The organism is Bacillus sp. JK106 (genome assembly GCF_053663355.1).
Genome location: NZ_JBSJQC010000001.1, coordinates 47,912 through 73,475, shown reverse-complemented (window position 1 = coordinate 73,475; position 25,564 = coordinate 47,912). Strand labels below are relative to the sequence as shown.

At 45.3% G+C, this 25,564-nt stretch carries 25 protein-coding genes, 4 tRNA genes and 1 pseudogene; 7 read left to right on the top strand and 23 right to left on the bottom strand.

From position 1 onward, the window contains the following. Positions 1-14: 14 nt before the first annotated feature. From ACWJJS_RS00405 to dnaB, 11 genes are all read right to left on the bottom strand, one after another. Positions 15-854 carry a two-component system regulatory protein YycI gene (locus ACWJJS_RS00405; RefSeq protein WP_004393108.1) on the bottom strand — a complete coding sequence of 280 codons (840 nt, stop codon included), beginning with the start codon at positions 852-854 and terminating at the stop codon, positions 15-17. Then, positions 841-2,199: a two-component system activity regulator YycH gene (gene yycH, locus ACWJJS_RS00400; RefSeq protein WP_004393107.1), complete on the bottom strand. Its 1,359-nt coding sequence runs from the start codon at positions 2,197-2,199 to the stop codon at positions 841-843. Before yycH ends, ACWJJS_RS00405 begins: the two co-directional genes overlap by 14 nt. Then, positions 2,189-4,024 (bottom strand): cell wall metabolism sensor histidine kinase WalK, encoded by a 1,836-nt coding sequence (walK, locus tag ACWJJS_RS00395; protein ID WP_004393106.1) that lies wholly within the window; start codon positions 4,022-4,024, stop codon positions 2,189-2,191. The genes yycH and walK overlap by 11 nt, the downstream gene beginning before the upstream one ends. Before the next feature lie 6 nt (positions 4,025-4,030). Then, complete coding sequence (gene walR / locus ACWJJS_RS00390; RefSeq protein ID WP_004393104.1) at positions 4,031-4,738, bottom strand: cell wall metabolism DNA-binding response regulator WalR; 708 nt, start codon at positions 4,736-4,738, stop codon at positions 4,031-4,033. 336 nt (positions 4,739-5,074) lie between these two features. Continuing rightward, positions 5,075-5,147, bottom strand: a tRNA-Phe gene (locus ACWJJS_RS00385). Between the two features lie 36 nt (positions 5,148-5,183). Then, a tRNA-Asp gene (locus tag ACWJJS_RS00380) sits at positions 5,184-5,260 on the bottom strand. An 84-nt stretch (positions 5,261-5,344) separates the two neighbouring features. Beyond that, positions 5,345-5,416 (bottom strand) — tRNA-Glu (locus tag ACWJJS_RS00375). Positions 5,417-5,424: 8 nt separating this feature from the next. Next, a tRNA-Lys gene (locus tag ACWJJS_RS00370) sits at positions 5,425-5,500 on the bottom strand. A 202-nt stretch (positions 5,501-5,702) separates the two neighbouring features. Continuing rightward, positions 5,703-6,995, bottom strand: a complete 1,293-nt coding sequence (gene purA / locus ACWJJS_RS00365) for an adenylosuccinate synthase (RefSeq protein ID WP_004393102.1) — start codon at positions 6,993-6,995, stop codon at positions 5,703-5,705. A 238-nt stretch (positions 6,996-7,233) separates the two neighbouring features. Further along, complete coding sequence (locus tag ACWJJS_RS00360) at positions 7,234-7,647, bottom strand: VOC family protein (RefSeq protein ID WP_004393101.1); 414 nt, start codon at positions 7,645-7,647, stop codon at positions 7,234-7,236. Between the two features lie 117 nt (positions 7,648-7,764). Further along, positions 7,765-9,129, bottom strand: a complete 1,365-nt coding sequence (dnaB, locus tag ACWJJS_RS00355; RefSeq protein WP_004393100.1) for a replicative DNA helicase — start codon at positions 9,127-9,129, stop codon at positions 7,765-7,767. 169 nt (positions 9,130-9,298) lie between these two features. Between dnaB and ACWJJS_RS00350 the strand changes: the two genes are divergently transcribed. Next, positions 9,299-9,496 (top strand): DUF2188 domain-containing protein, encoded by a 198-nt coding sequence (locus ACWJJS_RS00350; protein WP_007407900.1) that lies wholly within the window; start codon positions 9,299-9,301, stop codon positions 9,494-9,496. 31 nt (positions 9,497-9,527) lie between these two features. Here ACWJJS_RS00350 and ACWJJS_RS00345 read toward each other — a convergent pair whose 3' ends face one another. Further along, entirely contained in the window at positions 9,528-9,737 is a 210-nt protein-coding gene (locus ACWJJS_RS00345; RefSeq protein ID WP_014306171.1) for a hypothetical protein, read from the bottom strand. 118 nt (positions 9,738-9,855) lie between these two features. Between ACWJJS_RS00345 and ACWJJS_RS00340 the strand changes: the two genes are divergently transcribed. Together ACWJJS_RS00340 and ACWJJS_RS00335 are read left to right on the top strand one after the other, a co-directional pair. After that, entirely contained in the window at positions 9,856-9,999 is a 144-nt protein-coding gene (locus ACWJJS_RS00340) for a YycC family protein (RefSeq protein WP_014306172.1), read from the top strand. Positions 10,000-10,081: 82 nt separating this feature from the next. Then, positions 10,082-10,330: pseudogene (locus ACWJJS_RS00335) on the top strand (hypothetical protein); the annotation flags it as partial. Between the two features lie 55 nt (positions 10,331-10,385). On the opposite strand, the gene ACWJJS_RS00330 reads toward ACWJJS_RS00335, so the two are convergent. The 10 genes from ACWJJS_RS00330 to ACWJJS_RS00285 all read right to left on the bottom strand — a co-directional run bounded on the left by ACWJJS_RS00330 (position 10,386) and on the right by ACWJJS_RS00285 (position 20,493). Beyond that, positions 10,386-11,678 carry a glycosyltransferase family 4 protein gene (locus ACWJJS_RS00330; RefSeq protein WP_229154668.1) on the bottom strand — a complete coding sequence of 431 codons (1,293 nt, stop codon included), beginning with the start codon at positions 11,676-11,678 and terminating at the stop codon, positions 10,386-10,388. Between the two features lie 22 nt (positions 11,679-11,700). After that, on the bottom strand, positions 11,701-12,756 hold the full coding sequence (locus tag ACWJJS_RS00325) for a phosphotransferase (RefSeq protein WP_167860577.1): 1,056 nt from the start codon (positions 12,754-12,756) through the stop codon (positions 11,701-11,703). Next, positions 12,749-13,936 carry a carboxylate--amine ligase gene (locus tag ACWJJS_RS00320; protein ID WP_353575377.1) on the bottom strand — a complete coding sequence of 396 codons (1,188 nt, stop codon included), beginning with the start codon at positions 13,934-13,936 and terminating at the stop codon, positions 12,749-12,751. Before ACWJJS_RS00320 ends, ACWJJS_RS00325 begins: the two co-directional genes overlap by 8 nt. Beyond that, complete coding sequence (locus ACWJJS_RS00315; protein WP_454023214.1) at positions 13,926-15,260, bottom strand: glycosyltransferase family 4 protein; 1,335 nt, start codon at positions 15,258-15,260, stop codon at positions 13,926-13,928. Before ACWJJS_RS00315 ends, ACWJJS_RS00320 begins: the two co-directional genes overlap by 11 nt. Further along, on the bottom strand, positions 15,257-15,913 hold the full coding sequence (locus ACWJJS_RS00310; protein WP_004393067.1) for a PIG-L deacetylase family protein: 657 nt from the start codon (positions 15,911-15,913) through the stop codon (positions 15,257-15,259). The genes ACWJJS_RS00315 and ACWJJS_RS00310 overlap by 4 nt, the downstream gene beginning before the upstream one ends. Before the next feature lie 87 nt (positions 15,914-16,000). Next, positions 16,001-16,699, bottom strand: coding sequence for a protein kinase family protein (locus tag ACWJJS_RS00305; protein WP_077723107.1), 699 nt, complete (start codon positions 16,697-16,699; stop codon positions 16,001-16,003). Positions 16,700-16,705: 6 nt separating this feature from the next. After that, the gene (gene rplI / locus ACWJJS_RS00300) at positions 16,706-17,155 is read right to left on the bottom strand and encodes a 50S ribosomal protein L9 (protein ID WP_004393063.1); all 450 of its coding nucleotides are present in this window, start codon (positions 17,153-17,155) and stop codon (positions 16,706-16,708) included. Next, positions 17,152-19,131 carry a DHH family phosphoesterase gene (locus ACWJJS_RS00295; protein WP_014306180.1) on the bottom strand — a complete coding sequence of 660 codons (1,980 nt, stop codon included), beginning with the start codon at positions 19,129-19,131 and terminating at the stop codon, positions 17,152-17,154. Before ACWJJS_RS00295 ends, rplI begins: the two co-directional genes overlap by 4 nt. Before the next feature lie 30 nt (positions 19,132-19,161). Then, positions 19,162-20,097, bottom strand: coding sequence for a YybS family protein (locus tag ACWJJS_RS00290; protein ID WP_172615120.1), 936 nt, complete (start codon positions 20,095-20,097; stop codon positions 19,162-19,164). Between the two features lie 243 nt (positions 20,098-20,340). Next, the gene (locus ACWJJS_RS00285) at positions 20,341-20,493 is read right to left on the bottom strand and encodes a hypothetical protein (protein WP_004393059.1); all 153 of its coding nucleotides are present in this window, start codon (positions 20,491-20,493) and stop codon (positions 20,341-20,343) included. A 133-nt stretch (positions 20,494-20,626) separates the two neighbouring features. Between ACWJJS_RS00285 and ACWJJS_RS00280 the strand changes: the two genes are divergently transcribed. After that, the gene (locus tag ACWJJS_RS00280; RefSeq protein WP_017418488.1) at positions 20,627-21,112 is read left to right on the top strand and encodes a spore coat protein; all 486 of its coding nucleotides are present in this window, start codon (positions 20,627-20,629) and stop codon (positions 21,110-21,112) included. Positions 21,113-21,148: 36 nt separating this feature from the next. Here the strand turns inward: ACWJJS_RS00280 and ACWJJS_RS00275 are convergent, their stop codons facing one another. Continuing rightward, positions 21,149-21,520 carry a winged helix-turn-helix transcriptional regulator gene (locus ACWJJS_RS00275; RefSeq protein WP_454023213.1) on the bottom strand — a complete coding sequence of 124 codons (372 nt, stop codon included), beginning with the start codon at positions 21,518-21,520 and terminating at the stop codon, positions 21,149-21,151. Between the two features lie 206 nt (positions 21,521-21,726). On the opposite strand from ACWJJS_RS00275, the gene ACWJJS_RS00270 reads away from it, so the two are divergent. The 3 genes from ACWJJS_RS00270 (at position 21,727) to ACWJJS_RS00260 (ending at position 25,528) form a co-directional block, all read left to right on the top strand. After that, positions 21,727-22,656 (top strand): manganese-dependent inorganic pyrophosphatase, encoded by a 930-nt coding sequence (locus tag ACWJJS_RS00270; protein WP_004393053.1) that lies wholly within the window; start codon positions 21,727-21,729, stop codon positions 22,654-22,656. 185 nt (positions 22,657-22,841) lie between these two features. Continuing rightward, positions 22,842-23,759, top strand: a complete 918-nt coding sequence (locus ACWJJS_RS00265; RefSeq protein ID WP_281063059.1) for an EamA family transporter — start codon at positions 22,842-22,844, stop codon at positions 23,757-23,759. A 347-nt stretch (positions 23,760-24,106) separates the two neighbouring features. Then, positions 24,107-25,528 (top strand): glycoside hydrolase family 68 protein, encoded by a 1,422-nt coding sequence (locus tag ACWJJS_RS00260; protein WP_025650097.1) that lies wholly within the window; start codon positions 24,107-24,109, stop codon positions 25,526-25,528. The last annotated feature ends 36 nt before the right edge of the window (positions 25,529-25,564 follow it).

Sequence of the window (25,564 nt, the reverse complement as noted above, 5' to 3'; positions counted from 1 at the left end):
TGTGTCTCACTCCATTATTTATTTTGATTGTTATCAATGACTGTGCTTTCCAATGCATTCACAGTGTACGTTTGCTGTGTCTTTTTCTTCGTCCCTTTTGACTTATCTTCAATTGTAATTCTCCATACCGGCGCCAGCACCTGCGTACTTGTCAGCGGGTATTGGGCAATATAGCCGAACTTGACGCTTTTAACGGCGCAATTCGCTTTTAAGTAATTTTGAGAATACAATAATTCGACCGCATCAAGCTCAGGAATCAGGCTCTCCGTCTGGATTCGCTTGAATGACTCCAGCATGGTCTGCTCGTAAGATACGACCTGGTTTTTATCGTTCAGATGCAGAATCACCTGTCCGATCGCATCCGTGGACGAGTCAAAATCCTGATAAATAAACTGTCCGTCATACGTCTGGTAAAAAATGATCTGTTTTTGATCCTTGTCGACTTTCCACAGTTTATATTTTTCACCGCCGGTTACTTTAGAGCTGACGAGCGATTCCGCATCCTCCTGCGGTTTTTGCTTCGATAAACCGACCGGATCGGTAAATTTCATTTTCAGCGTTGTGACCTTATGATCATCCGCCGGCATCTCCATTAACGGCTTTTGATCCTTCAAAGCATCAATATCTTCAGCGGTAAATACCTTTTGGCCCGCCGTCAGCCGGTAGCCCGTCGCGGAATCAGAAGACAGGTTGCCGAATGTGATATGGTCCATCTCCATGTCTTTTTCCACGTTTGAATTTTTAATCACTTCGTATTCACTGCTCGAGCGTTTTTCAAAAAACTGATAGCCGAGAAAAATATCGAGGATGAGGAAGGCAATGATGAAGATCGTTTTTGTCTTATTCCACTCCATTATCGTCCTCCTCCTTCCCCAGCAGATCTTTCGTAATCGGGACGATCTTCCCGTTGATTTTCATACTCCAGACGGGTTCCAGCTCAACAAGATCATTCGTTGACGAAGAGACCATTTGATAGGACAGGAAGATCTGGTCGATTTTGTTCACGTCGTATTTATCCTGCTGCTCCAGCAGAGACACAACCTCATTGCCGTTCATCATTTTTACGTCTTTTGTTTTAATCGGATTCGGCCCGAGAACATAGTTCGGCCGCTTGTAGCTGAGAACCTCGTCATTGGCCCATTGCAGGGTCAAAACAGGGCCGGATCCGAAAGGCTTAGACGTGCTGTTGATCACAGGCATTTGGTCTTTAAACATGTAGAAACTCAGCTGCTGGTTATCACTCACATTAAAAAATTGATAATGATCCGTCCAGCTTCCCGTATCCTCTAAATATTTATAGCTTTTCTTAATCAGCTCACCCGTTTGGTAAGAAGCGCTTTGTGCCAGGTTCCGATGCTGGAATTGAATCTGCCGCTGTGTCGAATTGATTTCCAGACGGCTGATTCCGTCAGTCAGCACATTCCGATTGTAATTCGGGTCCTCTCTGACCGTGCTCGGATCATTAAAAAGCGTCTGCTTAAACAGGTTCGTCTTAATGGTTTCAGTGATAAATTCTTTTTCCTTCATATTAAACCGCGCATTCGGCATGAGAAATTCTTTGCTTTTTCCGACCGAATAGAGGTGGTATAACGGCATACTCGACTTTTTGCTGTACAGCTCATTCATCAGATTGCGGTAATTCGCCGATTCCACAGTCACTTCCAAAATCAGCTGCTTGCTGTATGAGACCATGTAAATCTTCTTATTCGTCTTATTCTCATTAAACGGAATAACAATATGGTCAAATGAGCTGTATTCCATTGACGGATTTGACCATTTAAACATCGATTGGAAGAAATCAATCGGAATGGTGTCATTGAATTGCAGATCGAGCTTTGCCGAATTGCCGTTTCTGCCGTAAAGCCAATTTTTAAAACCGAGCTTGTCGTATTGATCGGAAATATCCTTCATCCCTTTTACTTCCCATTGCGGCAAATCCGCCCACAGGTCATTAAAGAGCGTCTCATCATCCACTTTATAATGAGAGCCGTTTGTATGAATAAACATATCCCGGGGTTTTACCGTTTGCGACACTTTTTGGCTCGTTTTATCAATTTTATGCTTTTCCCGGACAGTCGATTTGGTTGAGGCCGTGCCTTCTGAAAAATTGGGCTGGAATGTCCAAATTCCCCATGTTAAAACAAGACTAATGACGACCAGCACTGACAGTATGACTGTTTTTATATTTTCACGCCTCATCCCAATCATCCTCTTGCTCTTCTTTATATGGAAGAGTAAATGTAATCTTCGTTCCTTTGCCTTCTACACTGTCGGCCCAAATGTCTCCGCCGTGCGCCTGAACCATCTCTTTTGCAATCGCAAGGCCGAGCCCGGTGCCGCCGAGTTTTCTCGTGCGCGCTTTATCCACTCTGTAGAAACGGTCAAAGACTTTTTCCACATCTTTTTTCGGAATGCCGATACCTTCATCTTTTACGCTGATATAAAGCAGCTCTTCTTTCTCGTTCACATCGACTGAGAAAGTGACATGCCCGCCTTCCGGTGAGTATTTCAGTGCGTTAGAAATGATATTATCGAGAACCTGCGTCACTTTATCCTGATCAATCTCCACGTACAGATTTCTGTCCGGAAGCTCGCGGATAAATTCGACATGCTGTTCTTTCGTCATTTCAAAACGATCGATAATCAGTGACATAAAGCGGATCATATGAATCCACTCCCGATTAAACTGATAATCTTTACTGTCGAATTTAGAAAGCTGAAGCAGGTCGTTCACCAATCTGATCATGCGCTCAGTCTCATTTTGGGTCACCATTAAGAAACGCGGAGCGATATCTTTGTTTTCCCACGCGCCTTCCGCAAGCGCCTCTAAATAGCTTCGCATGGTCGTCAGCGGTGTCCGCAGCTCATGAGACACGTTGGCAACGAACTCTCTGCGTTCCCGATCGAGTTTTTCCTGTTCGGTGACATCATAAAGAACCGCGATTAAACCGTCGATTTTTCCGTGCTCTCTCTGAATAACGGAAAAATTCACCCGCAGTACAGTCGTTTCATCGTCACGTTCGATCTCCAGCAGCATTGAATCCTGCTGTTCTACTAAATCCTCAAATGTAAAGTTCTCTTTTATGCCCAATAAAGACGTAATCGGCATCTCTAAAGCCGTTTCACGTGAAACATTCAGCAGCTCAAGCGCAGGGCTGTTTAAAAGAATAATAGCTCCATTGCGATTCGTAGCGATGACACCGTCCGTCATATACGCGATAACGGAAGAAAGCTTTCTTCTCTCCCCTTCCGTCATGGCTTGGGCATCTTCAAGCTCTCTCGTCAGATGGTTGAACGTCGTTGCGAGCTGACCGATTTCATCATGCCCGTATTTCCGCACCTTTCTGGAGAAATTCCCTTTTGCCAGTTCCATCGCCTGCTTCCGCATATCCGACAGCGGATGGGTGATGGTGCGGGCGAGAAATATACCGAGAAGGGCCGTCAGAACAAGGGCTAAGCCTGTTCCTGAAGCAAGAATCGAGTTGACGGTTTTCATCTGGTTAAAGGTATCTTCCATACTGGCCACGACATAAATCGCGCCGACAACTTCCTGATTCTCTGTGACGACAGGTTTTGCTGAAATCAGCACTCTGTTTTTGCTTTTAGGATCATAATATTTTTTTGAATAGGCCTGTTTTGTTGAGAAAATCCGTTTAAAAATCGGGTCAGTCGTCTGTTTCCCCGCTATTTCCTCGCCATAAGGCCTCGAAGAACCGACGACCTCATAGCTTTTATCAACAAATGTAATCTCCCGTATTTCATTGTTTTTCGTAAAATCATTCAAAATCCGTTTGACGTCATCTTTAATGACGGTGCTGTCATTATCTCCTTTATATTCCTGCTCAATATAATAGGATAGATTGTCAATCCGCTGATTTAACGATAATTCATAGGACTTGAGAAGAGAATTCTCCACCTGTTTCACAAAGTACACGCCGATAATCTGCATGGCGATGATAATGAGAAGCACATAGATCAGCGTGATCTTAAACTGAATCGACCGAAAAAAACCAACCTTATTCATCGCCGGTTAGTCCTGTTCAGGATTTCTCAAGTAATAACCGACACCCCGTCTTGTGACGATCCAGTTCGGATGGCTCGGATTATCCTCGATTTTCTCACGGAGACGGCGCACTGTTACATCCACCGTTCTCACGTCACCGAAATAGTCATAGCCCCACACAGTCTGCAGCAGATGCTCACGGGTCATGACCTGTCCGATATGTTTGGCTAAGTAATGAAGCAATTCAAACTCACGATGAGTCAGCTCGATCGTTTCTTCTCTTTTTGATACGACATAAGCGTCAGGGAAGATGACGAGAGAACCGATATGAATGTCATTAGAAGCTGATTCTTCCTCAGCCGGCGCAACCGTAAGCTGGCGGCGCAGGTTCGCTTTGACGCGGGCCAGAAGCTCACGCGTGCTGAAAGGCTTCGTGACATAGTCATCCGCTCCGATTTCAAGCCCGATGACCTTGTCAATCTCCGAGTCTTTTGCCGTCAGCATAATAATCGGCATATCATATTTTTTCCGGACTTCCCGGCACACTTCAACTCCGTCTTTATTCGGAAGCATAATATCTAAAAGAATTAAATCAGGCTGAAGCTCCTCCACCATTTCCACGGCTTCGTTTCCATCGTACGCACAATGCACGTCATAGCCTTCTTTTCTTAAATTAAACTCTAATATATCTGCAATCGGTTTTTCATCATCGACTACAAGGATTTTCTTATCCATCATCTTGATTTTCCTCCTGCCAGAATGACTTCATTTCATCTATTGATGTTTCATGATGATCACAATTCGTATCGTGAAAAACGTTCCCCGTCTATTATAACGGTTTCAGGTCAAAAGATAAAAAAATTAAAGAGAACAGCGCAAAAACGTATTGAACTGCCATCCTTTTGTCATGTTTTTTATTTTCTTTTAAAAAATAATATTTTTTTGAAACCTCAAGAAAAAAAACGCCGTCTAGTGTTTGACGTCTTCTTCTGGGCCGGCTGAAAAGCCGGCTCTCCCTTTTTTATAACAAAAGAAAAAACGCACCTACTATTGCAGATGCGTTTGGGTAAGTGGCTCGGGACGGAATCGAACCGCCGACACACGGATTTTCAGTCCGTTGCTCTACCAACTGAGCTACCGAGCCAGATGTTTCTTTTCTATACTATAAAGTAAAGTAAAATGGCGGTCCGGACGGGACTCGAACCCGCGACCTCCTGCGTGACAGGCAGGCATTCTAACCAACTGAACTACCGGACCTTACAGTAATTTGTCCGGAGAACCGTATCGTGGCGGTCCTCCGAGGACAAATAAGGAGTTAGCAATAACGCTAAAGTAAATCAATGACCCGTACGGGATTCGAACCCGTGTTACCGCCGTGAAAGGGCGGTGTCTTAACCGCTTGACCAACGGGCCATAAAAAGTGGTGAGCCATGAAGGACTCGAACCTTCGACCCTCTGATTAAAAGTCAGATGCTCTACCAACTGAGCTAATGGCTCTTGATGTGTCGGATTATGTATCATAGAGCATTGAGACAAAAGCTTTCTTGCAGTACTCTATTGAAGCTGTTCCGTAACAACGAGATTTATAATATCATAGAACATTCGAAAGTGGCAACTACTTTTTTGAAAAAAATCTATTATTTTTTTCCTACATAAAAAAACAAGCCTCCGTGACCGGAGGCTTGTTTGCTGCAAATTCTTAGTTAGCGCGGTATACACTGCGGATGACGTTCGTTTGTGAACGATCGGGACCGACAGAGAAAATAGAAAGCGGAATACCTGTCAGCTGAGATACGCGTTCCAGATAATGGCGCGCATTTTCAGGAAGATCGCTTAATGTTTTTGCGCCTGTGATATCTTCCGTCCAGCCAGGCATTTCTTCATATACCGGTTCACACTCTGCGAGAGCTTTCAGACTTGCCGGGAATTCTTCAATCACTTCACCTTTGTAGCGGTAAGCGACACAGATTTTCAATGTTTCAATGCCAGTCAGCACATCGATTGAGTTCAGAGAAAGATCTGTGATTCCGCTGACACGGCGGGCATGGCGGACAACAACGCTGTCAAACCAGCCGACACGGCGCGGACGGCCTGTTGTTGTGCCGTATTCGCGTCCGACTTCACGGATTTGATCTCCGATTTCATCTTTCAGCTCAGTCGGGAAAGGACCGTCACCGACACGGGTTGTGTACGCTTTAGATACACCGACGACGTGCTGGATTTTTGTCGGACCTACGCCTGAACCGATCGTCACCCCTCCGGCGACCGGGTTGGATGAAGTGACAAACGGGTATGTCCCTTGGTCAATATCAAGCATAACCCCTTGAGCGCCTTCAAATAAAACGCGGCGGCCTTCATCCAGCGCGTCATTCAGAACGACGGATGTATCGCATACATACTTTTTAATCTGCTGGCCGTATTCATAATACTCATCCAGAATATCTTCAATTTTGAAGCCTTCCGTTTCATACATTTTTTCCAGCAGACGGTTTTTCTCTTCAAGGTTCCGTTCAAGCTTTTCTGCAAACACGTCACGATCTAGCAGGTCTGCGATCCGGATGCCGATCCGCGCCGCTTTGTCCATATAAGCAGGTCCGATGCCTTTTTTCGTTGTGCCGATCTTGTTGGCCCCTTTGCGTTCTTCCTCTACTTCATCCAGTTTCAGATGGTATGGAAGAATGACGTGGGCTCTGTTGCTGATTCTCAAGTTATCCGTGCTCACATTGCGTTCATGAAGATACGCAAGCTCCGTTACGAGCGCTTTCGGATCAACAACCATTCCGTTCCCGATGACACACGCTTTTTCTTTATAAAAAATTCCTGATGGGATTAAATGAAGCTTGTACGTGACGCCATCAAACTTGATGGTATGTCCTGCATTGTTTCCGCCTTGATAACGTGCGATCACTTCTGCATTTTCTGATAGGAAATCTGTAATTTTACCTTTTCCTTCATCGCCCCACTGCGTACCTACTACGACTACTGAAGACATATATCCGTGCACCTCCGTTAACCTTTCAAAACGATATCTCATTCAAACAAATTAAGTGTATCAGTGCCGAAACAGAAAGTCAATCGTAAATCCGAACATTAAAATCTTATTATTCTATATTTGTTCGCCTTAAACCTGATTAAAAGCGTTTTCTCTTTCATTTGCTATCTATTACTCCCGAAACTTTCATACTTTAACACGAAAAAGAACCCATATCCCGGGTTCTTCAGACAGTCATTTATATTCCGCTTGTATTCATCAGGACGATCCGCCAGCCGTCAGGATCTTCGATGGTCACGCCTTTTTCTTCCCAGTACGGGTTTTCGGGTTCTTTCTCCTCATATCCCATCTGCTTTAATTTCGTGCTGATGCGAATGACCTCCTGCTGATCAGGGATGTAAAAGACAAGCAGGCTGTCGCCGTGCGGAACGGGCGCCGGCTGAGACGAGCCGGTTTCTTCGGTGAATTCTAAGTGATATTGCGTATGCGGCAGGCCGAACATGACGCCGCTGTAGCCCTCATGTCCGGAAAAACTGCCGACCCTCTTCAATCCGAGGCCTTCTTCATAAAACCTGATGATTTCTTTGAGCTGTCCGGTCGGCCGGGCAATCCGGATTTGCGCCGCTTGAAATTGCGGAAATTCAATTGTCATCATCATCCCTCCCTTAATGCCATTATATAAAAGCGCTTTCTTTTTATCGACTGCCGAACAGACGGCATTCTCTCATTCTTTCGGATGAAAAAAAGCCTCAAGACATTGCTTGAGGCTTTACGCACCTGCCGGAACACCGCCGTCATCAAAGCGCCTTTCCAGATTTACGAACTTATTGTATTCTTTCACAAAAGCCAGTGAGACGGTGCCCACCGGGCCGTTACGCTGTTTGGCGATAATGATTTCGATGATGTTTTTGTTTTCGGATTCTTTATCATAGTAATCATCACGATACAGGAAGGCGACGATGTCGGCATCCTGCTCAATACTTCCCGACTCACGGATATCTGACATCATCGGACGTTTATCCTGCCGCTGCTCAACACCCCGGGAGAGCTGAGACAGGGCGATGACCGGGACTTCGAGCTCCCGCGCCAGCGCTTTTAGCGCCCGTGAAATTTCCGATACCTCTTGCTGACGGTTGTCGCTCGAACGGCCGCTTCCCTGAATGAGCTGCAGGTAGTCAATTAAAATCATGCCCAATCCGTTCTCCTGCTTCAGCCGGCGGCATTTTGAACGGATTTCGCTGACGCGGATGCCGGGGGTGTCATCTATAAAGATACCGCTGTTTGACAGGCTTCCCATCGCCATCGTCAGCTTGCCCCAATCTTCTTCCGTCAGATTACCCGTTCTGAGATTTTGGGCGTTAATATTCCCTTCGGCGCAGAGCATACGCATGACAAGCTGCTCGGCACCCATCTCAAGACTGAATATCGCGACGCTCTCATCCGTTTTGGTAGCCACGTTTTGCGCAATATTTAAGGCAAACGCCGTTTTCCCCACAGACGGACGGGCTGCGACAATGATCAAATCATTCCGCTGAAAACCCGCCGTCATCCGGTCAAGCTCGATAAAGCCGGTCGGAATCCCGGTAATATCGCCTTTCCGGTTGTGAAGCTGCTCAATGTTGTCGTATGTTTGAACAAGCACGTCTTTAATATTTTGGAAGGCGCCCGAATTTTTTCGCTGCGCGACCTCCATAATCGTTTTTTCCGCATCGCTTAATAAATCTTCAACTTCATCCTCGCGCGTATACCCGTCTTGAGCGATCGAGGTCGCCGTTCTGATTAAACGGCGGAGAATGGATTTTTCCTCAACGATTTTCGCGTAATATTCTATATTAGCCGCTGTCGGAACGGAATTCGCGATGTCCGTCAGGTAAGAGACGCCTCCCACCTCTTCTAACAAATCGGTATTCGCAAGCTCTGACGTTACCGTGACCAAATCAACCGGTTCACCGCGGTCTCCGAGCACGAGCATGGCATTGTAAATTTTTTGATGTGACATTCTGTAGAAATCATCCGGAATCAACACTTCAGAAGCCAGTGTCAACGCAGACGGCTGTAAAAAAACAGCACCTAACACGGCCTGCTCAGCTTCTATGTTTTGCGGCGGCAGCCGATCATTCAGAAGGTCTGTCATGCTAAGCACCGTCCTCTCCTTAAAAAATATCCAAACTCCATTTTACCATTTCTCATGAAAAAGAATAGAAAAATATCACTTTCCCTGTATTTGGAGGAGAGGGTTATGTGTTTTGCCGTTCCGAATGCCGGGAAACAAATAAATAAACCGAAACCAGGAGGTAAGAAGGATGAAAACATATGCTGTAACACCCAGTGTTGATGCGGACGGATGGTTTGTGAAGGTGGAAAATGTGGCGCCGACGGCTCTTTATACATCAAAGGACGCGGCGATCGAGAAAGCGGAGCAGACGGCGAAAGAGAACAGCCCGTCTAAGCTTGTCATTTATGATCAGCATAAAAACATTGAAGAAGAACGGTCCTTTTAAGAAAAGCCTTCGCCCGAGCGAGGGCTTTTCCTTATTCGATGAAACGGATGTGCAGCACCGTCTGCGCCATGAGATCGGCCGTTTTTTGATACAGCTCCCATTCTTCAAAGGCGGCGAATACTTTCATCATGTCCTGCAATGTCTGTTTCAGTATGATAAATTCGTCAATTGTCCGCAGTTCTGCGGCTTTTTTCTGATAATCAGCCAGCTTCAGCTGTAATAACATCAATGGCGATTGCATAAAAAACCTCCCCCATTCTGTTATAAAGCCCCGCTTTTCAAACCTCCATTCCTTTGTCATATCCCCTTACGATAGATTTCTGATTTTAGTACAATAAAGAAACGGAAGGAGTGATCACATGAAACCGCTGCAAATTTCCGCCGAAACGGCGCAAAAGCTCGCAGAATCACTGAATATGCCGCTTGAGAGAATCATGCACATGCCTCAGCACATTCTGCTTGCCAAATTAGCTGAAATCCAAAAAGAGAACGATCACAAATAAAGGCCGCTCTCTCATATATATGTGCGGGAGGCGGAAGCGATGGCTTTCCGCCTCTTTTTTCCGTGAAGAAAATTTCGGTAAAACCGTCTCACAGCTGAAAAAACTTGTTGACGAAGGAAAAGTGAACTATTTCTTATAATCCGGAAACAATTCAGGCAACACAAAGCTTGTCTCATGGATTAAAAAGAACGGCACAAAAATCTCAGCTGACCGATACAGCACCGGAAAAACAAGCTCAGCCCGGCGAGGAATGACAGGCGGCCCGGGCGGACAAAGTCAGCAGACTCTGTATGAGATGAAAAAACAGCTCGGAAAGAGGCTGGATAGTTAAACGCCGGCCTCTTTATTTTGCTCTTGAAGCACCTGCCATGCGGCGCCGGTATCATTCAGAAAAATGATTGATAAATCCTTTCTATTTTTGAAACCATCAGTTCCTGACGCAGATGCCGGACGGCATAGGAGCGCGCTTCTTTTCCAAGCCGTTCCCTGAGAGACTGATCCGTAATCAGCATTACGAGGGCATCAGCAAGTTCGCGGCTGTTGCCGGGCTGACAGATAAGCCCTGTGTCCTCATGCCGGATCATCTCAGGGATTCCTCCGCAGTCAGTTGCGACAATGGCTTGACCTGAGAACATCGCTTCGATGATCGCTATGGGGAAATTATCATTCAATGTCGGCAGGACAAATATAGATGATTCAGCCAAAAGCGCCGGCACATCATGTCGTTTTCCGAGGAAAAACACATTTGAGAGGCCCAGTTTCCGTCTCTTCTCTTCCAGAAACCCTCTCATGTTTCCGTCTCCGATGATCCATATATCCACTCCGGATAAATGGTGCCGGATGCGGGCGAGAGCGTCCAGCAGCACATCATGTCCTTTTCGCTCGGTCAGACGGGAAACGCACGCAATCACGAGCTTTTCAGCACGTTTTGGCTCGGGTGCATCCCGGATGTCAATGCCGGTATGAACAGTCGTCAGCTGAGCCTCCTTCGCTCCGTACTCCAGCAAGGGCTCGTGAAAGGAGTCGCTGATTGTAATGATTTTATCCGAAGCCCGAATACCCTGCCTTTCTATTTCACTGAAATATGCCTCTTCTATTGAACCCTTTTGGATTTTATGAAACTTCATCCGGCTTTTCGTAAAATGTCCGTGCGGCGTGAAAAAAAGCGGACGCCGATACGTTTGATTAAGGTATCCCAGCAAAAATACCGCAAATAAATCCTGCGCGTGAAACAGGTCATATTGTTCTAAGTCTTTCTCCTTCAAAAATCTTTGAAAGACATGTAAATAGCTGAGATTCTTCACAAACTTTTCGTTTGCGGCGCCGTATCTGCCAACAAGAAACGCTCTGATCTCGTCAGCGGCCCGCGGGATATCTTCCTGAAAAAAAGCTGGCGGCATTTGGAGCGGCGAGATGACATCCGCCTGATGACCGATGCGCTCAAAACCCGTCTTAATTGACGTGATATAACTCGCCAGTCCTCCGACATTCGGGTAACGGAGAAAGGTTGCGTACAGAATACGCAATGGCTTTTTTCGTTTGGGGGAGCTTTTTCCTTCCGCACAGAACGAATACAGCATCTCCGGCTCACTTTGATGTTCGATCCCGTAAAATTGATCCATGACGCGCAATAAGGCAAGAGGCACCAGACCGTTCGGCTTGCCGATCTCTTCTTTCAAATCCGCTCCCCCTCTCTTAAACTTATAATCCTAATTCCCGTCCCCATTTTGACACTTTGTCAACATGATACGGCAACAGTTCTCCTCCCCGATTGTCGAAGATTCTCCGCAATTGGGTATGAAGCCCTTTCTCAAGTGTTCTCTGCAAATAAGCCATTTTATAAAGCGTCATAGGAGGGGTCTGAAAATGAATGCCCCGCTTTTTCATTTCTTTCGTATACACTTTTACGCAATACGTCCGAATATCTTCTGCGTGCCGGCTCCAATCTTTTCTGAAGCCGAGCAGAATTTCAACCAGCACCGTCATATCAAACCAAACCGGCGCGTACTTTGCGGATTCCCAATCGATGAATTGAATATCCCACGGTTCATGTCCGGACGCATCGTGGGTGCAGATATTCTGCATATGAAGATCACCGTGTGTGATGGCTGAGCCGTTTTGGATCAATTCTGGGAAAAAATCCGGCTCCTCCTGCTCCAGCAAGTTTGTGATTTGCCGATAATGAGGCTTCACGATATCCTTTGTGCGCTCATCTTTAAGAGCTCTATCCAATAATTCCGCTGTCTTTTTGATCTGCTTTTTACGCCCTTTTCTCATGGTTTCCGATTCGTATACCGGCAGCCACGACCGCCATTTACCGTCAGAAATAGTCTTGTTTTCAAAGGTGCGGCTGTGCAGTTCTGCGACAGACGGAATAATATACTTGAAATGCTTCGGATGAAATGTAAGCTGTCCTCTGATCTGGCTGACAAACTCCATAAATATCCACGTTTCATGGTCACTTTCTTCTATAAGATAGATGTCCGGCAGCAAATCCCCTAAAACAGAACGGGCTTTCCCGTATATATTAATCTCGACCTTGTTTTTTTCACGGGAAGATTTATACACCTTCAATATCAGCGGAACAATGCCGGATTTTTTCTTTACAAACAGTTTATAAATGGCGCTTCTGTCTGTTGATTTCAGGCATGTGATGTCAACCGGATTCACCGCGGCCCTTTCACCGAACGAATACGACAGTTTTTCGTCAATTCTCAGTTTTTGAAATGCGTCATACAAAAGATCCTTTTCATACATGCCGATCTTCCTTCCGCTTCCGTTTCCAGCTGTTTTTGAGATGAGACCAAGTGTTTCTGATAAATGGCATCGGGTCATTCCAAGCAAAAAGAGCGTACTCTTTTTTTCCTTTAAATCCTTTCCAAAAATCCCGGAACGTCATTTCTCCTCTTTTTCGTTTCTTCAAAAACGTTAAGAAGTAACGCACCTCATAAATCCAATTGATTCCGTCTTTTTGTTCGAGCTGGGGCTTCACCTGTTGTCCGGTCAAATACAGATAGTACATGTAAACGAAATGAATGCCTGCCGGTTCTGTCAGGCTATGGCTGAGCCAAAAGCGCGGATTAATTTCGATAAACTTGTAAACATTGTCTCGGGGATCCTTTTTAAATTCCGCCATGCCTACTCCCTTCAGCTGAATCGCTTCAAAAAACGGCAGGGTCTTCTCGATTAAATCAGGAAGCCGTTTGCTGACGACGTGGGCCCCCGCGCCAAAGTCAGCAGGGAATTGATGGTTCTTTTGCAGAGTGAACAGGCCCATTAATTTCATTTGATCATCATAAAAAGTGGCGACTTTATAAAAACACTGGTTGTCTCCGGGGATGATCTCCTGCACGAGCAGTTCTCCATTTTCTCTGTAGGAGCTGAACTCCTTGCGCAATTGTGCGGCATCCTTCATTACAATTGCCTTTTTGTTTACTTTTTTTCTGTATTCATGGCCGGCCACCGGTTTTAAAATACACGGGAAGTCAATATTGGCGATGGCCTCTTCCAGCTCATCCCGGTTGTTCGGAAAAAAGGTTTTCGGGCAGGGGATGTTATGCTTGACCGCTAATTCATATGCTTTGCTTTTATCTAAGACCGTTTCTAACAGAGAGCGGCTCGGGAGCAAAAATAAAAAAAAACCGGCTAATGTCTCGCGGAATTTAGATATAAATCCCGCATAATCATCAGATCCTGCGTACAGAACCGGCTTTGCTTGGAATCGCTTCCCGAAATCAGTCAGGAATGTCAGCAGTTCTTCTTCTTGTGTTAAAGGGCTGGGACATATCCCGCAATCTGCCAACCTTGATTTTCCGATACGATAAGGTCCCTCCGTGTCAAACGCGTAAACATCGATTCCTCTTCGGGCCAGGCTGCGAATGATCCCAATCCCGTTTGCACTGAAATCAAGTACAACGGCTGCATGTTCATGTTTCATGATCTCCCTCCGAGCTGTTGGTATTTTGATAAATCGATTCGATATTTTTTATCATCGTCTCACTGCTTAAATATTTCTCCGCGTAGGCCTTTGCGTTTGAAGCAGCCTTCTCCCGCGCAGATTTGTTAGTGATAAAAAACGCTAAAGCCCGGGCAAGAACCTTTGCATTTCCCGGCTCGACAATAAGCCCCGTTTTGTTATGGCGGATCAGATCCGGAATACCCCCGCAATCGGTCGCGATGATAGCCGAGCCGCTGAACATCGCTTCAATAATCGAAATAGGCAGACTATCATTAACCGTCGGCAGTACGAATATGTCCGTCATATTCAAAATAGCGGGAACATCATCTCTTTTTCCTAAAAAGGAAACCATAGATAGATTCAGTTTTCGAGCCTGTTCCTCTAAGGCGCTCCTCATCTCTCCGTCGCCCGCGATCAGCACTTCAACATGCTCAAGTACATCAGATGGAATTCTCGAAAGTGCGTCCAGTAAATATTTGTGACCTTTTCTCGGGCCTAATCTTGCAATACACGAGATGATGATCTTATTTTTCGGTACCGGGATTTTTCTTTTCCCGCCTGTTTTTGCATCGTAATCGATTCCTGTGATCACCGTTGTCATGTCTTCCTGTTCGGCTCCGAGCTTCATGAGCGGGCTGCGGAACGTATCGCTGATAATAATCAGGCGATCTGCGTATTCAATGGCTTTCATCTCTAGTTTTTTATAATAAAACTCTTCTACCGATCCTTTTTTAAAGATGTGAAATTTAAGTCTGTTGAAAGTAAACATGCCATGCGGTGTGAAAAATAAAGGTTTCTTATAGATTTGATTGAATCTGCCTAATATATTGGCTGTAAATAAATCTTGAGCATGAAACACATCATATCTTTCCAAATGAATCTTTTGAAGCATTTGCTCGTATATAAACATCAGCCTATTATTTTTCAAAATATGATTGTTATAATCCCCATATCTGTCCTTAAAGAAATCTTTTAACTTCGGAACAACAGCCGCCCGCAGTTCTTTTACCTGTGCGGACGGAAACAGATTAGGGGAGATGACATCGACCTTATGACCTCTCTTTTTCAGGCCTTCACTAAGCGTTTTAATATAGTTTGATAAACCGCCCGTGTGCGGGTAGTCCCAAAACGTGGCAATCAAAATGGATAACTTCTTTTTTTTCCTGTATAACCGCGGAATATGATGTTCATGTTTCAACTGTGTCTTTACTGCCGCCTTTTTTTGAGGGCGCGTTTTGACCCCGTAGTAGCGGTCAAGCGTCTGGACCATATACGGATACGGGACGGAAAATGTCTTGATCATTTCCAGATCCTCCGCACGACTTCAAAAGCTTCGGCGTATTCCACACCCGCCGTCATCCCTCTGACTCTTCCTAAATGTTTAACGCCTTCATATGAACGGGGATGAGGGTAATCCCTCATTTCTACGTCATAGTGGTGAAGCGCCGCGAGTTTAGCATCCATTGTGTCTGTGATGTTAACGAAGTAATTAGGTTTGAAGAGTTTATCAGCCGTATTCCTCTCCCACTCGCTTGAAGATAGCGTTTCGAACGTAAGCAGTTCGATAGGTTTTTGATTCGGAAGCGGTCTGGCGGCTGTTAAAACTGCTTGGAATGTTCTCTGGTGGTCCATATTGATATCGCCGTAATGATGTGTAAAGATTTTATCAGGCTGATAGACGCGAATGAGCTGCTCTAATTCTTTGACAAGCTTATGAAGCGGGATACATTCCAGCTCTAAATTCGTATGCTCCAAAAAGATGACTTTCTCAATTCCAAGCTCTTGATTCGCGCGTTCGCCTAATTGTTTAATATGATGAGCTTCTTCTTTTCTTCCTAATGCCGTAATAATGGAAATCACTTTATATCCTTCATTGATCAGCCGTTTTATGGTGCCCGCTGCTCCCAATAGTTCATCATCGGGATGAGCGCCGATAACCATAATGTATTCTGCCATTTTTTCCACACTCCACCAAACAAATGTTACAAATATCATATGACGACCCTAAAAAAAGGAAACTTACATATGCGGATTTTCAGAAACTTACATGTGCGGCTGCCATTCCAGGTAACGTGACGGATTTAATTTTTTTATAGTGTTCAAAAACTCATCTGCCAAGCCGTATTTGTCCAGTCCTTTTAATAGTTTTACGGGAAACCGGGTAATGGCGGAAAAAGCTCTTTTATGGTCGATGACCTTAAGATTTCCGTGTTCGTTAATCAGAATGTGCCTGATTTCGGCATCCCATCTGGTAAAACCGATTCTTTTTAATTCATCCAGCATATTTAAAATATCAGCAGTCAGTTTGACGGACAGAGATTTTTCTTTTCTGATATGGCGGGCAAGAGAGGTGCCTTGGACATATTCCATCACAATATAACGATCTCCGTATTCATACAGTCTTGGAATCACCGGGGAACCTTGTCCGGTCTTTAAAGCCGCCAATTCCTTCTTGCATGTCCCTTTTTCAAAGAAGTATTTTATGCATTTGTTGTGTGTTAAGCGGTAGACTTCCCCGTCTTTTCCGTCTCCGATCAGCGGATAGTGCTCCAGCGCCTTTTTATTCTCCGGATTATTAAAATATGTTTCAGAAAAAAATCGTTTCATACCGACACATCCTTCGTTATGATGTAATATAATATGCAATCTGGTAGCGATCGGAAATGAAACAATCTCATCATTTTCTTGCGCTGCGCCGTCTGCTGACATAAAAAAAACCCGCCGGATCGGCGGGTTTTTCATTGTGTATTACGCTTCTTCTTTTACGTGAACCTTCAGCACAGCCTGAACTTCAGGGTGCAGCTTTACAGGAACGTTTGTATATCCCAGTGTGCGGATACCGTCTTGGAGCTCCAGTTTCCGTTTATCCACTTTAATCTTATGCGTTTTTTGCAGCGCTTCTGCAATCTGCTTGCTTGTGACAGACCCGAACAGACGGCCGCCTTCACCGGATTTGGCACTCAGCTCAACAGTCAGCTGTTCAAGCGTTTCTTTCAAATCTTTCGCTCTTTCAAGCTCGGCAATCGCTTCTTTTTTCTCTTTTTCTTTCTGTCCTTTCAATGCGCTGATGTTTGTCGCATTTGCTTCGACAGCGAGGCCTTTTTTAATGAGAAAGTTATGTGCATAACCGTCTGCTACGTTTTTCATTTCGCCTTTTTTTCCTTTACCTTTTACATCTTGTAAGAAAATAACCTTCATCTCTGAACGCCTCCCTCAAAATATTCATCAATGGCTTCCTTCAGCCGGACGAGCGCTTCTGAGACAGAAATGCCCGATAACTGGGTTGCCGCATTGGTTAAATGCCCTCCGCCATCCAGCGCCTCCATAATAATCTGCACATTGACCTCGCCCAGCGATCTCGCACTGATGCACACCGTATGCTCATCCCGTCTGGCTACCGCAAATGAAGCTTCCACTTCACTCATCGATAAGAGGGAATCAGCCGCCTGCGCAATCAGCACCTGGTCAAAGTACTCCTCTTCGTTCTCAGGCAGAGAAGCAATCGCGATATGTTCTTTATAAAGAGCCGTATGCTGGATCAGTTTCGCCCGCTTGATGTAAGAACCGACGGATTCTTTGAGAACTTTCTGCACCAGAACCGTATCTGCGCCTTTCGCTCTCAAATAAGAAGCGGCGTCGAACGTCCGCGAGCCCGTGCGAAGGGAAAAACTCTTCGTATCCACTATTATACCAGCTAACAGGGCCGTCGCTTCAATCATATTGATTTTGAGCCGCTTCGGCTGGTATTCAAGCAGCTCCGTCACGAGTTCTGCGGTGGATGAAGCGTATGGCTCCATATAAACGAGCAGCGGGTCTTTAATAAATTCCTCGCCTCTGCGGTGGTGGTCAATCACAACGATGTGCTCGATTTTGTTCATGAGACGCTCTTCCATCACAAGGGACGGTTTATGTGTATCAACGACGACAAGCAGCGTGTCGTCATTTGAAATTTCCATCGCCTCTTCCGGCGTGATGAACCGCGACCACAGCTCTTCATATTTTTTAATTTCTTCAATCAGGCGCTGAACGCTTGATCCGATCTGGTTCGGATCAATGACGATGTAGCCTTCTTTGCCGTTGGCCTGCGCCACCTTCAATATTCCGATTGCGGCTCCGACTGCGTCCATATCAGGAAATTTGTGCCCCATGATAATGACATTGCTGCTTTCTGAGACAATCTCCTTGAGCGCGTGAGAAATCACCCGGGCGCGCACCCTTGTGCGTTTCTCCATCGGATTTGTTTTGCCGCCGTAAAATTTCACCTTGCCGTTCGGCATTTTGATCGCCACTTGGTCGCCTCCGCGGCCGAGAGCCAAATCGAGGCTGGACTGCGCCAGATCTCCTAGCTCCTTCAAGGAAGAAACCGATGCGCCGATCCCGATGCTGAGGGTCAAAGATACAGTGTGAACGGATGTTTTTTCTCGAATTTCATCCAAAATCGAAAATTTCGCGTTTTCAAGCTCCGTTAAAATGTGTTCATTTAACACCGCGATAAACCGCTCAGAGGACGTCCGTTTCAGGAAAATGCCGTACTCCTGCGCCCACGCATTTAATAATGAGGTGACCTGGCTGTTCATCGTGCTTCTCGTTTGGTCATCCAGCCCCTGTGTGACGTCATCATAGTTATCTAAAAAGATATATGCCAGCACGGTTCTCTCATTTTCGTACTGCTTTTCAATCTGAATCTGTTCTGTCACATCAAAGAAATAGAGCAGGCGCTCATCTCTTTTAATCACTACTTTAAACTTCCGCTCATTCAAGGTGATCGTTTCCGAATCGACCTCCTGCTTGATCAGCGGCACGACGGCCTCGCATGTGTCATACAGCGAGCGCCCGACGAGTGTGCTTTCATTAAAACAGGAAGACAAAAACGGATTCGCCCACTCAATGTAATATTGATCATTAAACAGCATAATCCCGATAGGCATTTCCATTAATGCCTCTTCGCCTACTTTTTTCAATCTATACGATAACGTGGAGATATAATCGTCAATTTCTTTTCTGATCAGAGAATCCGCACGCTTAATGAAAAACAGGATCACGGCGAGCAGCACAACGCCGATGGCTCCTATCAGCCAGTTAAAGTAAATGCTGATGAGGATTATGATGATTGACAATGCAATCAATGCATAGATGGGATACCGAAACAACGGTTTTTCATAAAAACTAGGCATTTCTATCAACTCCCCACCTGTAAGTCACACTCAATTTCGCGTCACCTTATTTCTTATGTTAAAGCCTATGTCAATGATGCCTAAGAGGAGATACACGGACAAGATGAGCGGAAAAAGCACACCCAGCACAATTGCTAAAACAGGAACGGCTTTCGGCATCTCCATTTCGCGGCAATAGAAAAAAATAAACGCTAATCCTTGAATACAAATCAGCAAGCTGAGAATAAATCCCCCATTCAATGAAACCGAATACAGCATATGCCCTTTTTCTAAAGGCAGAAACCCTAATATCGTCACAATAAAATACAGAATGACAACGCTTTGCGGGAGTTTGAGCTCTCTAAAAGGCTTCATCTTCGGAAGATCAGGGGAAAATCGCCGTAAAAGCGGCCTTGCCATAGCATAACTGAGGAAAGAAAAAACGATGCCGGTCAATACGAGCACTGTCGGAAAAAGATATTGAACCGTGCTCAGCTGACTTTCCATCAGCTTGATCTGCTTCCCGAACTGATCTCCGTAACCGAGCTGCTTTGACATGGTTTCTGCTAAAGACAGCGACTCCCGAAGCTGGGACATGGTGGTATCGATCACATTCATATTAAGAAACACGATGCTGACCACAAAAAAAACGACGCCGCACAGCACATACGCCATAGCGCCGGCAGAAACCGCATAGCCGGGCTGTTTCTTTTTAAAATAATATCCCATGGCGATTCCCGTACAGGCAGCCGTAAAAGCGCCTGTAAGCCCGGTAAACGAACTTACAATAAAGCTGACAGGAAGGCTGGCAAGCCCCATCCATACCCCGGGCTTCAGACCGTGCCGAATGGTGTAAAGAATGATCGGCAGCGGCAAAGCAAAGAGAAGAATTGCCCCCAGTAAAGGGAGGTACACGACCAAAAGGGAAATGATTGCAAAAATACTGATCAAAATGGCGCCTTCTATTAGAGCCCTTGTATTTTTCACTTACTCACCTCAAACCTTGTATCATTCGAACATACGAATAGAAAAGAGCAGCTTAGACGACTGCTCTTTTGACGCCGCAATGTCTCTTTCAAGACCTGAATTTTCCAAAAACTCTCCAAAATACACGTATATATTTTAACATAAGTCGAAATCGCAAGTAAAATGAGCGCGGACACCCGCAATGTTCCATGTGAAACATGAAAACAGACAAACGGACATCCCAGTGAAAGAATGCCCGTTGTATCAGTGATCCTGATCATCCATGAAACCAGAAGTATCTCTGTTTTTCTTTTTGGTTTTTCGAACATATAACAAGACGATAACGATAAGTAAGAGAGTGGTCGCCTGTAAAACCCCGCTGCTGAAAAGGAAGAAGTTCTTTATCATGTCCCACATATAGTTTCACCTCTATTTCGTATTTCCTTTACATTGAGTTTCCCTTTCTGGAAACTTCAAAACATCAGGAACAACATCGGGACCGGGGCATATGCTGAAAGTGAAAATGAAGGATAAAGGAGATTCTTACACCATGACCGAGCGGAGAACATTAGCATGGCATGAAACGTTAGAACTGCATGAGTTAGTGGCTTTCCAGGCAAACGGACTTGTGAAATTAAAAAGAACAGAGCGGGACGTAAGCGATGCCAGATTAAAACAGCTTTACAGATTTTCCATCCATTCGCTGGAACAAAATCTGCGTGAACTGCTTCCTTTCTTCCCTGAAGCTCCCGCTTTTCGTGAGGATGAAACAGAAGAGCGCGCTGATTCCTCCTTTTACAGCGGCGGCCTGCTGATCATGGCCAAAACGTCTGTCCGCAATTACGCCGGAGCCATTACAGAGACGGCCACACCTCAATTAAGACACGTTTTCGTCAAGCACTTGAACGCGGCCATCAAGTGGCATCAAATGGTCTTTGAGTATATGGAAGAACGCGGTCAATATCCGGCTTACAACCTGAGCGAATTGCTGAAGAATGATGTGCGCAACGCCAGAAAGGCCATCGCGATGAAATAAAAAAAAGCAGCAAGGAATTTAATCCTTTGCTGCTTCTTATTTTTGAGCGGACTGATCTTGAGGCGACGTTTTTTCCCGGTATGCCTCGAGAAACTCCCTGTTGGCATCTCCCCATTTCTTCATTTGCAAAACGATCGGTTCCAGCGACCTGCCGAATTCGGTAAGGGAATACTCCACCTTTGGAGGCACCTGCTGATATACCTCGCGATGCACGATGCCGTCCGCCTCAAGCTCGCGAAGCTGAAGCGTCAGCATACGCTGCGTAATGCTGGGGCAAATGCGCCGAAACTCATTAAACCGCTTTTTTCCGCCGATCATATGATAAAACAAAATACCCTTCCACTTTCCGCCGATAACGGAAAGCGTCAGTTCAACCGGACAACCTTCTTTATTCGCATATATGTTCATTTTTCATCCTCCATAGTACCTTTTTTGATACTATATGCTGATTAGCATCTGACTTACCCAGTATTTTACTCGCAATCCTCCTCACCGCTCAACAAAAATGCTTCTTTTTCACATCAATTTTTAAGGTTTTGAAGATTACACCCTCCGCAAGACGTGTTAAACTATAAAAAGATTGTTTACACTACAAAAAAGGACAAGGAGTTATTATGGAAAAAATTCTTATTTTCGGACATCAAAACCCAGACACAGATACCATTTGCTCTGCCATTGCCTACGCTGATCTAAAAAATAAACTCGGCTTCAATGCTGAGCCCGTCCGCCTTGGACAAGTCAACGGCGAAACACAATACGCGCTTGATTATTTCAAGCAGGAAAGCCCGCGTTTGGTGGAAACAGCCGCAAACGAAGTAAACGGCGTCATCCTTGTTGACCACAATGAACGCCAGCAAAGCATCAAGGATATCGAAGACGTTCAGGTTCTTGAAGTGATCGACCACCACCGTATCGCCAACTTCGAAACAGCGGAACCTCTTTACTACCGTGCTGAGCCGGTCGGCTGTACGGCTACGATTTTAAACAAAATGTACAAAGAAAATAACGTGAAAATCGAGAAAGAAATTGCGGGCCTCATGCTCTCAGCAATCATTTCCGACTCTCTGTTATTTAAGTCTCCGACTTGCACGGAGCAGGATATCGCAGCGGCAAAAGAGCTTGCTGAAATTGCCGGCGTAGATGCGGAAGAGTACGGCTTAAACATGCTGAAAGCGGGCGCCGACTTAAGCAAAAAAACTGTGGAAGAACTGATTTCTCTTGATGCGAAAGAGTTCACGCTCGGCAGCAAAAAAGTCGAAATCGCCCAAGTCAACACAGTTGATATTGAAGATGTCAAAAAGCGGCAGCCGGAATTAGAAGCGGCTCTTTCAAAAGTCATTGCTGAGAAAAACCTTGATCTGTTCCTTCTCGTGATTACGGACATTTTGGAAAACGATTCCCTTGCGCTCGCCATCGGTGATCAAGCGTCAAAAGTGGAAAAAGCATTCAACGTGACGTTAGAAAACAACACGGCTCTTTTAAAAGGCGTCGTATCCAGAAAGAAACAAGTCGTTCCTGTTTTAACAGACGCGATTGCAGAATAACCAACACACCCCGGAAAACAGCCGGGGTGTTTTTTTTTACAGCTCGTTCATCAGACAGCCATTTAGTAAGCGCTTTCTCCGAAAATTATTTTGACGCCTGGTAATATACAATATATAATATATCACATGTAAGGCGTTCGTTTTCCTAATTATTGTAAGTTGCTATCACAACATCAGAATCGGGGGTGTCTATCCTGGAAAAACACGCTGCTCTTTCTTATTCACGAACAACAGGCATTTGGCTTGTGCTTACAGGAGCTATCTTATGGGGGGTCTCGGGAACGGTTGCCCAGTATCTGTTCCAGCACCGCCATTTTAATACAGAATGGCTGACTTCGGTGCGCCTTCTGGTGTCAGGGGCGCTTCTGCTCGGAATCGCGTACCGCAAAGAAAAAGGACGGATATGGGCTGTTTGGAAAGACAGACGGGACAGAATTCCCCTTCTTTTATTCGGGATTTTCGGAATGTTAGGCGTTCAATACACCTACTTCGCGGCAATTGAGTACGGCAACGCGGCAACTGCTACCGTTCTTCAGTATTTAGGGCCGGCGATCATTACATGCTTTTTAGCGATTCGCGCAAAGAGAATTCCTTCGGGAAAAGAACTGCTCGCCGTCTTATTGGCGGTTGCCGGCACATTCATTTTGGTCACGCACGGGAATGCCGGAAGCCTGTCCATATCCGGTCTGGCCGTCTTTTGGGGAATCAGTTCGGCGTTTGCACTGGCGTTTTACACCCTTCAGCCGCATCGTCTGCTGAAGAAATGGGGATCCGCCATTGTTGTCGGATGGGGCATGCTGATCGGCGGAGCCGCCCTCAGCTTGATCCGCCCGCCCTGGACATTTGAAGGCGAGTGGTCCTTTCCTGCATATGCCGCGATTGTGTTTATCATCATTTTCGGAACGCTCATCGCTTTTTATTGCTACTTGGAAAGCCTGAAATATCTGAGTGCCTCTGAAACCAGCCTGCTTGCCTGTGCAGAGCCGCTGTCGGCAGCTTTTTTAGCTGTTATCTGGCTGCATGTTCCCTTCGGAATATCAGAATGGCTGGGTACTTTGCTGATTTTAGCCACCATCGCTTTATTATCTATCAAGAAAAAATAACCTCTCTTTTTTAGAGAGGTTTTTTCCTAGGCCCAGAGCACCCCTTAGTCTCAATTACCCATATATTAAAAGGCCTTTTTTCATTTTACTATCATCCAAAAGAGGAAAATAGACCAGTTGTCAATAGAATCAGAGTCTAATAGAATGATGTCGACAAGTAAATCATGCAGGATTGTTACTGATAAAGCAGGCAAGACCTAAAATGTGTTAAGGGCAAAGTGTATTCTTTGGCGTCACCCCATACATATTTTAGGTCTTTTTTTCTGTAACAAACCTGCCATCCATGAATGCAGGAGGATCGAATCGGCAGATCGCAAAAAAAGGTACATACAAAAGGAGACATGAACATGAACATCAAAAAATTTGCAAAACGAGCCACAGTTCTAACTTTTACGACTGCACTTCTGGCAGGGGGAGCGACTCAAGCCTTCGCGAAAGAAAATACCCAAAAACCTTACAAAGAAACGTACGGCGTCTCTCATATCACACGCCATGATATGCTGCAGATCCCTAAACAGCAGCAAAGTGAAAAATACCAAGTGCCTCAATTCGACCAATCAACAATTAAAAATATCGAGTCCGCGAAAGGACTGGATGTGTGGGACAGCTGGCCGCTCCAAAACGCTGACGGAACAGTAGCTGAATACAATGGCTATCACGTCGTGTTTGCTCTTGCGGGAAGCCCGAAAGACGCTGATGACACATCCATCTACATGTTTTACCAAAAAGTCGGCGACAACTCGATCGACAGCTGGAAAAACGCCGGCCGTGTCTTTAAAGACAGCGATAAGTTCGACGCCAATGATGAAATCCTGAAAGAACAGACACAAGAATGGTCCGGTTCTGCAACCTTTACATCTGACGGAAAAATCCGTTTATTCTACACTGACTTTTCCGGTAAACATTACGGCAAACAAAGCCTGACAACGGCGCAGGTAAATGTGTCAAAATCTGATGACACGCTCAAGATCAACGGAGTGGAAGATCATAAAACGATTTTTGACGGCGACGGAAAAACATATCAAAACGTTCAGCAGTTTATCGATGAAGGGAACTATACATCCGGCGACAACCATACGCTGAGAGACCCTCACTACGTTGAAGACAAAGGACATAAATACCTTGTATTCGAAGCCAACACAGGAACAGAAAACGGATACCAAGGCGAAGAATCTTTATTTAACAAAGCGTACTACGGCGGCAGCACAAACTTCTTCCGTAAAGAAAGTCAGAAGCTTCAGCAAAGCGCTAAAAAACGCGATGCTGAATTAGCGAACGGCGCCCTCGGTATGGTAGAGTTAAATGATGATTACACATTGAAAAAAGTCATGAAGCCGCTGATCACTTCAAACACGGTAACTGATGAAATCGAGCGTGCGAATGTTTTCAAAATGAACGGCAAATGGTACCTGTTCACTGATTCACGCGGTTCAAAAATGACGATCGACGGTATTAACTCAAACGATATTTACATGCTTGGTTATGTATCAAACTCTTTAACAGGTCCTTACAAGCCGCTGAACAAAACTGGTCTTGTCCTGCAAATGGGTCTTGATCCTAACGATGTAACGTTCACTTACTCTCACTTCGCAGTGCCGCAAGCCAAAGGCAACAATGTCGTGATCACAAGCTACATGACAAACAGAGGCTTCTTTGAGGATAAAAAGGCGACATTTGCGCCAAGCTTCTTAATGAACATCAAAGGCAAGAAAACATCCGTTGTTAAAAACAGCATCCTTGAACAAGGACAGCTTACGGTTAACAACTAATAACAACAAAAAGAAAATGCCGATACTTCATTGGCA